Below are 14,092 nucleotides of genomic sequence, written 5' to 3'. Positions count from 1 at the left end.
ATTTAAGTAAATGGTTGTCATTAAAAAAAGCGACTCTGGATGAGAAGTCGCTTGATAAGGACGAATTAGGCCATTCGTCGATCTTTAGTTAAACGATAGATAAAACGGATAATAAGTAGGACTAGGATGACTAAAATAATATAAGTGACCGGATGAAGATAGGTTTGAACGATCTCCCAATGCTGCCCCAATTTCATTCCAAAGAAGGCTAGAGTGATATTCCAAGGAATACACCCTAAGACCGTGAAGAGTGCAAAACGCCCCGCCTTCATTTTGGCGATTCCTGCAGGCAAGGAAATGAAAGTTCGAATAACTGGAAGTAGCCGACCAAAAAAGGCTGCCCAATCCCCATACTTTGCAAACCAGCGATCCGCGGCCTCAAGATGCTTATAGTTAAAGAACACATATTTCCCATACTTCTCAATAAAAGGCCGCCCAAATCGAGCGCCAATCCAATACATGAGCAAAGACCCGATCAAATTGCCAACTATTCCAGCAACAATAACACTCCAAAACGTCAGGAGTTCTTTATGAACCATGAACCCGCCATATAACATGATTACTTCACTTGGCAAAGGGATACAGGCGCTCTCAATAAACATGCCAAGAAAAATGCCCCATGACCCTAGATGTTGAATGAATTGAATCAAACTCTCAGAAAGATGCTGCATATAAACGTATTCCTCTCCTTAAGACTTAGGAATTTCTAGGGTCAAGTAAGACGACCTTCTTTTCTTCTTATCATTTTCTTTTCCCGAAAAACAAAATACTTCATGAAAAAAAAGCTGGCAAGCGAGGACAAAAACATGGATAGGAGCTTCGCAATATTATAAACCAATAATCTTGGTATGACATTTCCAATAGACAAAATTAAGGTAGCTATATAAAGAACACCATCGCTGATCAATAAGCTAACCACAGCTTGAATAATAAAAGCTGCCCTTTGTTTGTGTGAACGCTCCAGTCCTTCTCGGAAAGTAAAACGCGAATTCCAAATATAACTGTTCAATACAGCTAGCGCATAGGCGAATGTATTAAAAACGACTAACAGAAGATGGTTTGACGTCGGCCATATCCACAGCATTAAATTAAGGCTCCCTAGATCCAATGCTCCGCTTGTCAGACCAATACTTCCAAATTTAATATATTGGATTAACCCTTTAATAAACCCTTGTTTCACTCTAAGAGCTCCCTCATTGAATGTCGTCTAAGACCCTCAAGTTGCTTTCACTGACCTTGAAAACCTCTTTGTAGTAGCCCAATAATTGTTCCGCTTGAGCCTCCCAACTAAATTGACGGCTTGAAGCTCGTGCTTGTTCAGATAAGGTTTGACGAAATTGTTCATCTTCTAATGTAAGAACCTTCCTTACAAATTCTCCCTTAACAGTTGGATCATAGAGAACACCCGTCATTCCATCATTAATTTGTTCCTCAGTTGGTCCGCTCTTAGCTGCCACAATAGGCAGACCGGATGCCATGGCTTCTAAAATCACGAGCCCCAGCGTTTCAGTGGTAGATGGAAAAATAAAAATATCAGAGGAGGCATAGGCCCTTGCTAATTCTTCACCTTGCATAAAGCCTGTGAAGACGGTTTTCGTTCCTTTAAAATGTTTCTCTAATGCCGCCCTGTGCGGTCCGTCCCCAACTAACGCTAAGCTAAAGCTTTCCGATGCTTCAAGAACATTACGCAGCTTCTCCAATTCTTTTTCTTGAGCCAAACGGCCAACATATAAAAGCAATTTTTGATCAGGCTGGCCATTTGTCAGCCGCTGACGCATCGCCAAATCATAATTTTTTGGATGGTATTTCTTTGTATCAACGCCTCGTTTCCAGACGTGAACATTATGAAAACGCTGCTCCTTTAGTTCTACTGCAACCGATTTGGACGTACATAAATTTAAATCGGCTTTGTTATGGAGTTTTCTAAAGTACCACCATAGAGCAGGCTTAATAAAAGATAGCTTATAATAGTCCGCATATTTGGGGACATGAGTATGGTAGGAGGCAAGCAGTGGCCATTTATTTCGTTTGGCCGAATAAACCCCTGAAACACCAATAAACGCAGGGTTTACAACATGAACGAGATCAGGATTAAACGCCTTTAAAATTTTGTCGACCTTCCGAGTTGGGAAAGCAAACTTTTTACCCGGATAGAGAAAAAAGGAGCGAGCGGGAATACCTTCTACTCGAGCTCCTTTATATTCTGTTATCCCCATCTCAGGAGCAATCACGAGAACCTCAAGCCCAGCTTCTTGGATAAGCCATTCAATTGTGGCTGTTAATCTCGTAACAATCCCATCTATTTGCGGATAAAACGTTTCTGTTACAATTGCTAATTTCATCAATTCAAACACACTTTCTATATAAAAGATGCCATATTCAATCGAAGGTTTTGAACTTGGTCATTGGTCATTCGTACTATTAGTATTTCAAGTTAAATTCTAACCATTCTCATGCAATGTTTCAAATATAAATGCAGAAACTTAAAAATTTCTTAACAAGATTAAAACTGCTGCCCTTAATTTTATATCGAGTGATCGCCCATTTCTATTAGCAGTATCTTCCATTTAAGCATTAAATGGAGAAATTATAGCAGGCAAGGGAACCTTAATATAGAAGAGGCTGGGACAAAACTAAACTAACTGACTGACTTAAATTCCGAACACTAAATGTTTATAAGGACAGAAACAAATAGGATGCGTAGTCAAAATATGGAGACTCCTGCGGGAACAGCACGTGTCCGAAGATCCCGCAAGCAAGCGTTTTCCTTGCTGTGGAGGCTTGGGCCGTACCCGCGGAAAGGTGACGTATTTTGACTAGCGTTTCATAACTGACTTAACTTATAAATGAAAAAACGAACCCATCACGTTAAAAGGTGTGAAAAAGTTCGTTTTTTTCTATTCATCAACTACTTTTGTACCAGCCTCTAATCAGTTTGGCATCTATTATATGTTCCGTGTCTAGTCGCAAGCGACATACATTAACCTCCATTCTCTCTGATACCGTAAGAAAGGAGGCTTTATTAGAAGTATTTTTAATGTCTTATTGTTTTATCTGTTTAACAAACTGTGAAAGAACTTTATCAAGAAAAGTTAAAGTGGTTTCATCGACTAGGCGGCCATCTTTCACTTTATCCGCTGCGAAGTTCACGAGCACTTCATTAGTGGCTGCCGGTAAAACTCTTGCTTGGACACCAGGACTTGCAAGAATATCACGTAAATGAGCCTGTGCCCGAATCGTCCCAAAGGCTGTTGGTGAAGCCCCAACGGCCATGACCGGCTTATTAATGAGCACTTTATCAACTCGTGAGCACCAATCGATCGCATTCTTAAGTACTCCAGGTATGGACCAATTGTATTCCGGTGTAACAATGATGACACCGTCTGCTTCAGCCACTTGTTGTTTGAATGAAGTCACGGACTCTGGCGGATGATTCTCATCATCTTGATTATAAAGAGGAAGCCCGCCCAAATCCGCTATCTCGATATCAAGTTCTTTGCGATAACGCTCGCGAATCGTCTCTGCCACCGAACGGTTGATGGATTCTTTCCTTAAACTTCCTAAGAGGACAACCATTTTCATTGATTCCACACCTTCCCATCCCTATATTTACATTAGACTAGCCGGACAACCATTTTCCATATAGAAAAAGAGGCAATCCTCTTAAAGCAAGCCCCAAACTCTTTCTTTAAAATCAACTTGAAAGAGAATGAGACCTTCCTTCTAAAGGATAACCTCGACTAAATTATTCAGCTGCTTTTGTTGCTTCAATTTCAACGGCGATTTTAACCTCGTCACCGACTAGAACACCACCGGTTTCAAGTGCAGCGTTCCAAGAAATGCCGAAATCACTGCGGTTAATTTTACCTGTTGCTGTAAAACCAGCTACTTCTTGTCCCCAAGGATTTTTCCCTTCGCCTTCAAATGTTGCATCAAATGTCACCGACTTAGTAACGCCCTTTAAAGTGAGGTCACCCGTTACAGCGTACTCATTGTCACCTGTTTTAACAATATTAGTTGCCTTAAATGTCATGTATGGGTATTTTTCTTTTTCAAAAAGATCAGCTGATTTCAAGTGAGCATCACGGTCCGCATTACGCGTATTGATGCTGTCGATATCCACCTTGAATTCAATTTCAGCAGTGGTCAAATCTTGGGGATCTGCGATTAATTTTGCTTCATAAACATCGAAGTTCCCTCTTACCTTCGAAACCATCATGTGCTTGACGGTAAATTCAAGAGAGCTGTGTGAAAGATCTACGTTCCATACTTGTTTAGTCATATTAGGTATGCCTCCAATTTTTATACTCACTTACTTTATTTAAGTTGATAACCGAAGTATAGTATACTAAAATTAATAAGTCAATCACTTTCATTTACTTTTTTAAGTAAGCGAAGACGCGTTTCACATGGGAATAATTATGATATAATAACAGTAAGATCAAATGGGGTGATACCATGGACATTAAATTATGCCCAAAATTTGAAACAGCTTTTGAGCTTTTAGGTAAACGATGGACTGGCTTAATTATCAATGCTTTACTCGCAGGCTGCCATCGCTTTGGAGATATTTCTGAAATGATTCCCCAGATGAGTGACCGCATGCTCGTTGAACGTCTGAAGGAACTTGAGGCCTCCGGTATTGTTGTTCGGACCGTTTATCCTGAAACACCAGTTCGAATTGAATATGAATTAACCGACAAAGGCAAGGACCTTCATTTTGTCATGGAACAAGTTCAACAATGGGCGGATAAATGGGTAGAGGTCCCCCATCACTCCTAACCATACACGATTAAAAGACACTTCTTTCAAGTGTCTTTTTTATTTACTTATTAAAGCATTGAACAGACATATTAAATGAAACAACGGAGAAACTAATAACATCACTAAATGGAAACAACTAAAAAAGCAAAGATTTTTTCTGAAAAATCTTTATTATACAAAAAACACAATTTAAGTGCTCTTACACGAAAAAAGTGGTATTCTTGTATAGGATAAATAAGAGGGTACTTACACCTCATCTCTTTTTTTGCAAAAAAAGAATGTGAAATACTGAGCAACTTGTTTTTTTGCAGAAGAATGTGAACGATTGAACGAATTATCAAAGACCGGTCATCTGTCACCCTTCTCGTGCACTTATTATTTTTCTGCCAGACAAATGACAGGTCTAAAGAAAAGGAGACTACGGTTATGTCAGAAAACACTCAAGTTCAAACCGCTGAGGCTGCAAAACTCGATGTGATTGACCAGCTTTTAAAGCCTGAAGTACAAGAATCTTTGACAACACTTGTCGACAATCTTCCTAAATTAACAGAATTAGTCACGCTTATGACAAGTTCCTACGATGTTGTAAAATCCTTAGCAACCGACGAAGTTCTTAAGAATGACACGGTTGGGGCGATTACAGAAGTGCTTCACCCAGTAACGGATTCCGTAAAGAAAATGGCAGCTACTGCTATTGAAGCGAAAGATCAGGCTGAAGCAAGCCACGAAACAATTGGTTTATTTGGACTACTAAGGATTATTAAAGATCCACAAATCCAAAAAGTGTTCCGTTTCTTGAACGCCTACTTAGAAATTTCCAATCGTAAAGAAAAGTAATTTAATTTGAACTTATTTCTTAAAGGACGGAGGATTCATTATGTCAAAACATATCGTCATCTTAGGCGCAGGTTATGGCGGCCTTCTTACAGCGTTGACAGCTCGCAATTATTTAAGCCAAGAAGATGCCTATATTACAGTTGTTAACCAATATCCAACTCATCAAATTATTACAGAATTACATCGCCTGGCAGCTGGAAATGTTACAGAACAAGCTGTAACTTTACCATTAGAAAAACTATTCAAAGGCAAAAACATCGATCTTAAGATCGCAACGGTTGCTTCTTTTGATGTTGAAAAGAAAAGCATTACTTTAAATGACCAATCTACTTTAAGCTACGATTATCTTGTTGTAGGTCTCGGAAGCACGACCGCTTACTTTGGTATCCCTGGTCTTGAAGAAAACAGCTTTGTCCTTAAATCTGCTGAAGATGCCTTAAATATTCAAAAGCATGTTGAGAACCGCATCCGTGCGTACTCTGAAACAGGCAACAAAGCTGATGCCACCATTCTTATCGGCGGCGGCGGTTTAACAGGAATCGAGCTTGTTGGTGAGCTTGCTGACATTCTTCCAGGGCTTTGCAAAAAATATGGCGTTAAATATGAAGACATCAATCTTTCTCTTGTTGAAGCAGGTCCTAAGGTTCTTCCTGTATTACCAGATAACCTTATCGAGCGCGCAACAGAAAGCCTTGCTAAACGTGGGGTTAACTTCATCACAGGCGTTCCTGTAACGAATGTGGAAGGCAATGTAGTTGACCTTAAAAACGGTGAGAAAATCGAAACTAACACATTTGTATGGACCGGCGGTGTTCAAGGTCACCCGCTTGTTGGCCAATCCGGTCTAGAAGTGAATCGCGGTCGTGCGACTGTAAATGAACACCTTCAATCGACTTCTCACAAGAACGTATTTGTTGTTGGTGACAGCGCCGTTGCCTTCCCTAAAGAAGGCGAACGTCCATATGCTCCAACCGCTCAAAACTCATGGCAAATGGGCGAGCTCGTTGGCTACAACTTATTTGCTCTTATCAATGATAAGCCAATGGATGAGTTTAACCCAGTTGATTCTGGTACACTTGCAAGCCTTGGCCGTAAAGATGGGGTCGCTATTATTGGCGGACACAAAACACCGCTTAAAGGCTTCCCAGCAACCATGATGAAAGAAGCAAGTAACCTCCGTTACCTCTCACACATCAATGGTCTCTTTACCTTAGCTTATTAATCAATAACCAAAAGCCCTGTTGCATAACCTGCAACAGGGCTTTTTTTATTCGTATGTACACCTTTTCCATTTTCAAAATTGGAGAGAGGCGACAACCATGACGAAGACACGCTCGCAGCTGTTTTAAGTAAACTTCATTATAATGGTGTTGCAGCGGTTAGCGGGCTTACTGGTGGAACAAGTGTCCCAGCCACTGTCTTCCCTTTTATCCTAAGAGGCGTTCGTCTCATAGGCATTGACTCTGTTTTTTGTCCAATGGAAGAACGTGCCCCTCTTTGGTCACGAATGGCCACTGATCTTAAACCAGAGTACCTAGAATCAACGCTTCACCGCGAAATCACGCTCGACGACTTACTAGATGCCTTGCCCCTTCTATTGAAAGGCCAAGCAAAAGGGCGCACAATTGTTAAATTATAATAAGGAAACGTAAAAAGGACTGTCTCCTATGAAAATAGGTTAGACAGTCCCCTTTAATTTAAGTGTTAGTTCCACTGTTCTGCGACGATTTGGTAGGACTTAATTCGCGCTTCTTGGTCATAGATGTTTGAGGCAATGATGATTTCGTCGACTTGCGCTTCTTTAGTGAATTTTTCAAGCTTGTCATGTATCGTTTCCGGACCGCCAACAAATGTATATTGAAGCTGTTCTCGAACATGGGCTTCTTCTATCGGGTTCCAGTGCTCAGCCATGTTTTCAACAGGAGGCTGGAGCAGGCTCCGTGAACCACGAATAATTCCGAGGAATGATTGGTAAAGTGAGGAAGCGAGATACTCCGCCTTTTCATCCGTTTCCGCTGCAATGACATTGACACCTGCCATGACATAAGGCTTCTCCAAATAAGCAGAAGGTGTAAAATGATGGCGGTAGAGATAGAGGGCATCACTCAACTGCTGGGGAGCAAAATGACTGGCAAAAGCAAATGGCAAGCCAAGCATTCCAGCTAATTGAGCACTAAAAGTACTAGAGCCAAGCAGCCAGATTGGCACATGAAGTCCTTCACCAGGAATCGCTCTAACTCGTGCTCCTTCAGTCTCCGGTTTAAAATAGCTAATCAATTCCTGGACATTATCAGGGAAATCATTCACTGAACCTCTTAAGTCTCTTCTAAGCGCCATTGACGTCAATTGGTCGGTTCCAGGTGCCCTGCCTAAACCAAGATCAATACGGCCTGGATAAAGTGACTCAAGTGTGCCAAATTGTTCTGCCACTATCAGAGGAGCATGATTGGGAAGCATAATGCCCCCTGAACCGACTCGAATCGTCTTTGTCCCCCCTGCCAAATAGCCAATAAGAACAGCCGTTGCCGAGCTCGCAATACCCGGCATATTATGATGCTCAGCCACCCAGTAACGTGTATAACCAGATTGTTCCGTTGCTTGAGCTAAATTCAGGCTATTGTGTAAAGCATCCCGTGCCGTCTGCCCTGACAAAATGGGCGCAAGATCAAGGACAGAACGTTTTATAGTCTTTAATGATGTGTTGGACTGATTAGTTGTCATATTTCTAGTTCACCTACAATCAATAAGATAATATCAACTGTTTACATAGGAATAAACCGTCAATCATTCCTTTTCCGAAGTTTATATCCAGACCGTTTTGAATGCAAAGGTTATGCTCACCATAAGAACTTAGACTCTAAGTTAGTTTGACACTCACCTTTTAATTTTATTGATACAACTGACTCTCATGGACTTCTTTGGGGGAGGTTTTGGGATTTTTTTGTGGGCATCTTGGATTTTTGGGTGAGCTTCTTGGATGTTTGGCCGAGCTTCTTGGATTTTTCTCATACCTTTTGGATTGGCTGACCTTCTCGGATTTTTTGGTGACCTTCTGGGATGTTTGGTCGAGCTTCTTGGATTTTTGACTAACCTTCTTGGATATTTGGCCAACCTTCTTGGATATTTCTCAAACCTTTTGGGATTAGGCTAACCTTCTCAGATTTTTTGGTGACCTTCTGGGATGTTTGGCTGAGCTTCTTGGATTTTTGACTAACCTTCTTAGATTTTTCTCATACCTTTTGGGATTGGCTGACCTTCTCAGATTTTTTGGTGACCTTCTGGGATGTTTGGCTGAGCTTCTTGGATTTTTGACTAACCTTCTGGGATATTTGGCCGAGCTTCTTAGATTTTTCTCATACCTTTTGGGATTAGGCTAACCTTCTCAGATTTTTTGGTGACCTTCTGGGATGTTTGGCTGAGCTTCTCGGATTTTTGACTAACCTTCTGGGATATTTGGCCGAGCTTCTTGGATATTTCTCAAACCTTTTGGGATTGGCTAACCTTCTCGGATTTTTTGCTGACCTTCTGGGATGTTTGGCTGACCTTCTTGGATATTTGGCCAACCTTCTTAGATTTTTCTCATACCTTTTGGGATTAGGCTAACCTTCTCGGATTTTTTGGTGACCTTCTGGGATGTTTGGTCGAGCTTCTCGGATTTTTGACTAACCTTCTGGGATATTTGGCCGAGCTTCTTGGATATTTCTCAAACCTTTTGGGATTAGGCTAACCTTCTCGGATTTTTTGGTGACCTTCTGGGATGTTTGGTCGAGTTTCTCGGATCTTTGACTAACCTTCTTGGATGTTTGGTCGAGCTTCTCGGATTTCTCCCTAACCTTCTCGGATTTCCGCCAAACCTTCTTGAATTCTCCCCAATCTTCTCGGATCCCCCACCCCAAACCTTCTCAGTTCCCCTCCAAATTTAAAAGGACCGTCTGAGTTCTCCTTTCAGAGAAGCTAGACGGTCTTTTATATAATGGTCATTTTAGTAGACGTAAGACGTACCAACAATGATTAAGAGGATGAATAAGACAACGATTAAAGCAAAACCGCCGCCGAAACCACAACCTGCTGCGTATGCCATATCCTCATACCCCCTTTATTAAAGGATTAATACATCCTATGAGGAAATGGCAGAATTCGGAAGGGGGTAGCACCGCCCAATTTAAGATTGCTGGCATTCTTATGCGTTATGCGGCAAGATGGCAATTCAAAAAGTCAACGATCGCTTGATAGCCTTTGATTTGATTCGCCTTTTTCGTAAAACCATGACCTTCATCGTCAAACACGATATAGTCCACGGGCACGCCATTTTTCTTTACTGCTTCGACAATTTCGTCGGATTCGACTTTAAGCACTCGAGGATCATTCGCCCCTTGTAAGACAATAAGGGGCTTCGTGATTTGATCCGCATGAAAAAGCGGGGAAATAGACCGGATATAGTCAACTTCTGTGTATGGATTTCCTATTTTTCTATACAAAGCCTCACGTCCTGATTCCCACCATGCCGGGATGCTCTTCAGAGTCCGCTCCCAGTTCATCACTCCAAAAATATTAACTCCCACCTTAAAGGCATCTGGCTGAAAAGCAAGGGCGGCTCCAACCATATAACCCCCATAGCTGCCTCCAATGATTCCAATCTTCTCCGCATCAATATAATCCAATGTTTGAAGATAGTCTCTTCCCGATAGGCAATCCGCCAGATCAATCTCGCCGTGCTGATGGTCAGCTGCTTTAAAGAAGGATTTTCCATAACCCGAGCTTCCTCTATTATTCACCGCAAGAACTGCATAACCTTGATTAGCCAGGTATTGCATAAGCACATTGTAGTGAGCTAAGGATTGACCACCGGGGCCGCCATGTACCCAAACAAGGGCAGGTACTTTTTCAACCTCATTTAAATGTGGTTTATAAAGGATGGCGGGAATCATTAGCCCATCAGATGCGGGGAAACGCACCACTTCAACTTCAACTAAATCCGTTGAATCAAGGTCCGGACTGAGTGTATTCGTTAATTGGATTAGCCTCTCAGACTTGATATGATAGACAAACAGGTTAGGGGTCATCGTGGACGTATTGCTGTAGAAACAGAGCATGGCTTCACTGCGGGAGATCGTTAATTGAGTCAGAGCTCTTTGTGAAAAGCCTTTAATTTCTAGTCGTTCGCCTGTTGCCTGATCAAGAACTTTCGTCGTATAGGTCCCATCCTCATTCACTATATATTTCATGTACCGATAGGCATGGGAAAAAGCAGCACTGGTTATATCCCATGGCTCCGCTAAGACAAGAGAAGAGTGTCCCGTTGTTAAATCGATTTTCTTGAGCTGCAAAAATTCATCATCCAAATCCGTTAAGTAATACAAACTGCCTCCAGTCCGATCAAACATTTGCGGCAAAAAATGGGCATCCCCCTCATGATCGCTCAAATGAGTAAGCGCCTGTGTTTCCAAATCATAGACATACATGTTGGTATCATTGGCACTCGTTACTTTGGACAAAGCCAACTGCTTTTGATCAGCCGACAGGGCATGGAACTGATATCCCTCGGTGTTTTCAAACAAACAGGTCGCTTCATAGCTGGTTGTCGACATAAGATAGACATCCATATAACGAGGGTCCCGCCCATTATAACCATAAATAAAAGCATCCCCTTCATGCGTCCATCCGTAAAATTCTGCACGAGCGGTGTCTCCCAATGTCAGCTCCTTTGTCGTACCATCCTCTTCCCCGACATAAATATGCAATAGTTCATTACCGCCTAAATCTTTCATGAACAAAAAGCGGTCATCATGAGGAAAATAAGAGAGCGCTTGAATCGTATCTTTCGTTGACTCCGTTTTGGCCGCTGGCTCACCGCCAGACGTCGAAATAGAATAGGCATTATAAACACCTGTTCGGTCACTTGTGTAAAGGAGCCGATCCCCCTCATGTGAAAAGGAGCCGCCAAACAAGGATTCTGACTTAAAAAAAGACTCAACGGAATACGCTTTCCCTTTGCGTTTTAGTGTTCCCACACCCTAATCCCCCTCTAGTTCTAATTGTCAAAACAAATCTATTCTATTAATAAAAGTTCGGGATCGTTTCCATGAATTCCTCTGTAATAAATCGTATTTTTTAAATCAATTTAATTTTATTAATTTTACTAAATTTTATACAATATTAGTATATCCCAGCCCTTTCATTCTTTTTTACTTAATTAAACCTAGGGACAATCTATGACTCTAGGAGGTTGCTATGCCTATTTCATTTCCAAGACCAGATATCGAGCAATTTTTGCGGACCTATTCGATCTCTCATTTTACTGTGAACAAAGATGAAACAAAGCTCGTTTTCAGCAGCAATTTAAGCGGGGCTTTCAATTTATGGGCAATGGACCTCCCTTCCACTTATCCTTACGCCCTCACTTACAATAACCAAAGTAGCCAATTTGCTTAGTTCGATCCAAATGGTCAATTCATCCTGACTGCCTTTGACAAGGATGGCGATGAGAACTATCAAATATATGCCATTCCTGTTGCCAGAGGAAGGCCGCATCCTGTTCTTACGGGAGACAAGCAAGATAAATTCCTTTTTGGTCATTTGACGAAGGACGGAAATCGACTCTACTACGTCACAAGTCAAGGCAATCCCAAGTTTATGAACACCCGAATCTATCATCTAGATTCAGGTGAAGATGAGCTTTTAATTAAAGGTGAAGATAGCACCACTTTCTTTGCAGGCGTCAGTCCTAAAATGAAATCATAGCTGACCGGCTTGTCCTTGATTTCCTTGAAAAGCACTTGGAGCCTGCAACAAAAGAAGAGGTTCAAACAGAAGTTTAATTAGTTAAAAGCTAACTAGAAAACCAGTTTCCTTTTTTCAGGGAACTGGTTTTTCTCTTTGTTAGAAAAAATAATCATAGGCATTTTTAGTGAGCAACAGGAAGGTGACGATGATAAAAAGCGCACGCACATAGCCGCCGCCTTTTTTTATGGCAAAGCTGGAGCCACAGATTGAACCGGCTATTTGAGCTAAACCCATCGGTATGCCATAGCCATAATGGACTTGTCCAAGAAAGATAAACATCAGCAAAGCCGCAATATTACTGCCAAAATTTAAAAACTTGGCATTCCCTGCCGCCTTTAAGAAATCAAAGCCAATCATCAAAAAAGCAAAGATTAGAAAGGAGCCTGTGCCAGGACCGATAAACCCATCATAGAAGCCAATTACTAAAACTAAGGTCATAAAAACGCCCAGACGCTGGGAAGACATTTTTTGATAGGTCGACACCTGTCCCCAGTTTTTCTTAAAAATCGTATAGACGGCGACAGCGGCTAGCATGACTAGCATTAAAGGCTTTAAAACATCCGGATTCATTCGATGGACCGTCCAGGCCCCAAGCATGGACCCAATGAAAACGAGAGGAAAGAGCTTATAAATCGATTTCAAATCAAGTTTTCCTGAACGATAGAACATGATAGTGCTAGTCAAAGAACCTAATGTCCCTGCCAGTTTATTGGTTGCCACTGCAGCGGCTGGCGGAAGTCCCGTAAACAGTAAAGCCGGCAATGATATTAGTCCCCCGCCTCCCACAACTGAATCAATGAAAGCCGCTAAAAAACCAAAAAGGACTAATAATAGCAATAATGTCGGATCCAAATGATGAACAACCAAAAAAAATCAACCTTCCCTATGAAACAACTAATAAACAAACACTCAACAATAGACCCATCATAATTGAAAAATCAAATTATTTCCACCTAAAAAATATTGGTGCCAAAAAGATAGCCGATTGAAATTGCCTCTTTCTTCTTTGGATTTGACTCATGTTTTCGCATAATGAACCATATATTTTAACCATTAGCGTGAGACATCAATGAGGAGGATGAGGCATGTGCTGACAAAGGAAAACCGCTTGAGAAATGTTCAACATCTTGCTCACGAGATTATGGATGAGATGAATTTTAGGAAAGAACCGAGGCAAATGGAGACATTATTTAATGTGATCGATAACCTCTCTCGGGCCATTGGTGACCTTGTCGACCCCATAGGTGACTACTCCATTGACTATATTGAGGAAAAAGTAAAGAACGCCCATTACTTACTCTTTCAGAATGAGAAGAAAGTCCAATTTAATTCCTGATAAAAACATATGAAAAATGGAAAAGTCATTCTCTTTTATTTTTTAATTGAGAATGACTTTTATTCTTATTTAGCTCTACTCCCCTGGGGCATTATGACAAATTCATGGCTCTCACCTGTTGATGGGTGCGGAGTTAGCTTGAAGCTTGCCTTGTTTAGCTGTCATTCTCTTGTTTCTTTGAAGTGATTTCAGCTTCCTCTTTTTCATCTAAAAGGCCAGAAGTTGTCTTTTTGAATTCACGGAGGGTCATCCCAATTGATTTACCAAATTCGGGTAACTTCTTGGGACCAAAGATGATAAATGCCACTATAACAATAAGGATAATGCTTGTTGGACCTAATCCCATTTCTTCTCCCTGCTTTCTAAGTCGTG

At 41.3% G+C, this 14,092-nt stretch carries 15 protein-coding genes and 1 pseudogene; 6 read left to right on the top strand and 10 right to left on the bottom strand.

The window, feature by feature from the left end:
• Positions 1-65: 65 nt before the first annotated feature.
• The 5 genes from PU629_RS05020 to PU629_RS05000 all read right to left on the bottom strand — a co-directional run bounded on the left by PU629_RS05020 (position 66) and on the right by PU629_RS05000 (position 4,282).
• Positions 66-671 carry a DedA family protein gene (locus PU629_RS05020; protein WP_275283182.1) on the bottom strand — a complete coding sequence of 202 codons (606 nt, stop codon included), beginning with the start codon at positions 669-671 and terminating at the stop codon, positions 66-68.
• 41 nt (positions 672-712) lie between these two features.
• The gene (locus PU629_RS05015) at positions 713-1,180 is read right to left on the bottom strand and encodes a GtrA family protein (protein ID WP_275283181.1); all 468 of its coding nucleotides are present in this window, start codon (positions 1,178-1,180) and stop codon (positions 713-715) included.
• Between the two features lie 13 nt (positions 1,181-1,193).
• Entirely contained in the window at positions 1,194-2,342 is a 1,149-nt protein-coding gene (locus tag PU629_RS05010) for a glycosyltransferase family 4 protein (RefSeq protein ID WP_275284360.1), read from the bottom strand.
• Between the two features lie 700 nt (positions 2,343-3,042).
• Complete coding sequence (locus PU629_RS05005) at positions 3,043-3,582, bottom strand: NADPH-dependent FMN reductase (RefSeq protein WP_275283180.1); 540 nt, start codon at positions 3,580-3,582, stop codon at positions 3,043-3,045.
• 163 nt (positions 3,583-3,745) lie between these two features.
• Entirely contained in the window at positions 3,746-4,282 is a 537-nt protein-coding gene (locus PU629_RS05000; RefSeq protein ID WP_275283179.1) for a YceI family protein, read from the bottom strand.
• A 176-nt stretch (positions 4,283-4,458) separates the two neighbouring features.
• Here PU629_RS05000 and PU629_RS04995 point away from each other — a divergent pair, with 176 nt between their 5' ends.
• The 4 genes and pseudogenes from PU629_RS04995 to PU629_RS04980 all read left to right on the top strand — a co-directional run.
• On the top strand, positions 4,459-4,782 hold the full coding sequence (locus PU629_RS04995) for a winged helix-turn-helix transcriptional regulator (RefSeq protein WP_275283178.1): 324 nt from the start codon (positions 4,459-4,461) through the stop codon (positions 4,780-4,782).
• 408 nt (positions 4,783-5,190) lie between these two features.
• The gene (locus tag PU629_RS04990) at positions 5,191-5,601 is read left to right on the top strand and encodes a helical membrane plugin domain-containing protein (RefSeq protein WP_275283177.1); all 411 of its coding nucleotides are present in this window, start codon (positions 5,191-5,193) and stop codon (positions 5,599-5,601) included.
• 40 nt (positions 5,602-5,641) lie between these two features.
• Positions 5,642-6,823 (top strand): NAD(P)/FAD-dependent oxidoreductase, encoded by a 1,182-nt coding sequence (locus PU629_RS04985; protein ID WP_275283176.1) that lies wholly within the window; start codon positions 5,642-5,644, stop codon positions 6,821-6,823.
• Between the two features lie 105 nt (positions 6,824-6,928).
• Positions 6,929-7,240: pseudogene (locus PU629_RS04980) on the top strand (oxidoreductase); the annotation flags it as partial.
• Positions 7,241-7,305: 65 nt separating this feature from the next.
• On the opposite strand, the gene PU629_RS04975 reads toward PU629_RS04980, so the two are convergent.
• The 3 genes from PU629_RS04975 to PU629_RS04965 all read right to left on the bottom strand — a co-directional run bounded on the left by PU629_RS04975 (position 7,306) and on the right by PU629_RS04965 (position 11,612).
• Positions 7,306-8,322: an LLM class flavin-dependent oxidoreductase gene (locus PU629_RS04975; RefSeq protein ID WP_275283175.1), complete on the bottom strand. Its 1,017-nt coding sequence runs from the start codon at positions 8,320-8,322 to the stop codon at positions 7,306-7,308.
• 1,261 nt (positions 8,323-9,583) lie between these two features.
• A complete protein-coding gene (locus tag PU629_RS04970) occupies positions 9,584-9,682 on the bottom strand; it encodes a YjcZ family sporulation protein (protein ID WP_275283174.1) in 99 nt (32 codons plus the stop codon).
• Between the two features lie 106 nt (positions 9,683-9,788).
• Positions 9,789-11,612 carry a S9 family peptidase gene (locus tag PU629_RS04965; protein ID WP_275283173.1) on the bottom strand — a complete coding sequence of 608 codons (1,824 nt, stop codon included), beginning with the start codon at positions 11,610-11,612 and terminating at the stop codon, positions 9,789-9,791.
• Positions 11,613-11,832: 220 nt separating this feature from the next.
• Between PU629_RS04965 and PU629_RS04960 the strand changes: the two genes are divergently transcribed.
• The gene (locus PU629_RS04960; protein WP_275283172.1) at positions 11,833-12,033 is read left to right on the top strand and encodes a TolB-like translocation protein; all 201 of its coding nucleotides are present in this window, start codon (positions 11,833-11,835) and stop codon (positions 12,031-12,033) included.
• A gap of 447 nt (positions 12,034-12,480) precedes the next feature.
• Here PU629_RS04960 and PU629_RS04955 read toward each other — a convergent pair whose 3' ends face one another.
• Positions 12,481-13,251, bottom strand: coding sequence for a TSUP family transporter (locus tag PU629_RS04955; protein ID WP_275283171.1), 771 nt, complete (start codon positions 13,249-13,251; stop codon positions 12,481-12,483).
• A 274-nt stretch (positions 13,252-13,525) separates the two neighbouring features.
• Here PU629_RS04955 and PU629_RS04950 point away from each other — a divergent pair, with 274 nt between their 5' ends.
• A complete protein-coding gene (locus PU629_RS04950; RefSeq protein ID WP_481900503.1) occupies positions 13,526-13,720 on the top strand; it encodes a hypothetical protein in 195 nt (64 codons plus the stop codon).
• Between the two features lie 154 nt (positions 13,721-13,874).
• Here the strand turns inward: PU629_RS04950 and PU629_RS04945 are convergent, their stop codons facing one another.
• The gene (locus PU629_RS04945; RefSeq protein WP_275283169.1) at positions 13,875-14,066 is read right to left on the bottom strand and encodes a twin-arginine translocase TatA/TatE family subunit; all 192 of its coding nucleotides are present in this window, start codon (positions 14,064-14,066) and stop codon (positions 13,875-13,877) included.
• Positions 14,067-14,092 lie beyond the last annotated feature (26 nt).

This window comes from Pullulanibacillus sp. KACC 23026 (assembly GCF_029094525.1).
Classification (GTDB): Bacteria; Bacillota; Bacilli; order Bacillales; family Sporolactobacillaceae; genus KACC-23026.
This window is presented reverse-complemented; position numbering and strand designations above follow the sequence as displayed.

What these genes read in the sequence shown, in the direction of transcription:
- PU629_RS05020 (WP_275283182.1), bottom strand. Translation starts at nt 671, where the DNA reads ATGCAGCATCTTTCTGAGAGTTTGATTCAATTCATTCAACATCTAGGG.
- PU629_RS05010 (WP_275284360.1), bottom strand. Translation starts at nt 2,342, where the DNA reads ATGAAATTAGCAATTGTAACAGAAACGTTTTATCCGCAAATAGATGGG.
- PU629_RS05005 (WP_275283180.1), bottom strand. Translation starts at nt 3,582, where the DNA reads ATGAAAATGGTTGTCCTCTTAGGAAGTTTAAGGAAAGAATCCATCAAC.
- PU629_RS05000 (WP_275283179.1), bottom strand. Translation starts at nt 4,282, where the DNA reads ATGACTAAACAAGTATGGAACGTAGATCTTTCACACAGCTCTCTTGAA.
- PU629_RS04995 (WP_275283178.1), top strand. Translation starts at nt 4,459, where the DNA reads ATGGACATTAAATTATGCCCAAAATTTGAAACAGCTTTTGAGCTTTTA.
- PU629_RS04990 (WP_275283177.1), top strand. Translation starts at nt 5,191, where the DNA reads ATGTCAGAAAACACTCAAGTTCAAACCGCTGAGGCTGCAAAACTCGAT.
- PU629_RS04985 (WP_275283176.1), top strand. Translation starts at nt 5,642, where the DNA reads ATGTCAAAACATATCGTCATCTTAGGCGCAGGTTATGGCGGCCTTCTT.
- PU629_RS04975 (WP_275283175.1), bottom strand. Translation starts at nt 8,322, where the DNA reads ATGACAACTAATCAGTCCAACACATCATTAAAGACTATAAAACGTTCT.
- PU629_RS04970 (WP_275283174.1), bottom strand. Translation starts at nt 9,682, where the DNA reads ATGGCATACGCAGCAGGTTGTGGTTTCGGCGGCGGTTTTGCTTTAATC.
- PU629_RS04960 (WP_275283172.1), top strand. Translation starts at nt 11,833, where the DNA reads ATGCCTATTTCATTTCCAAGACCAGATATCGAGCAATTTTTGCGGACC.
- PU629_RS04950 (WP_481900503.1), top strand. Translation starts at nt 13,526, where the DNA reads ATGGATGAGATGAATTTTAGGAAAGAACCGAGGCAAATGGAGACATTA.
- PU629_RS04945 (WP_275283169.1), bottom strand. Translation starts at nt 14,066, where the DNA reads ATGGGATTAGGTCCAACAAGCATTATCCTTATTGTTATAGTGGCATTT.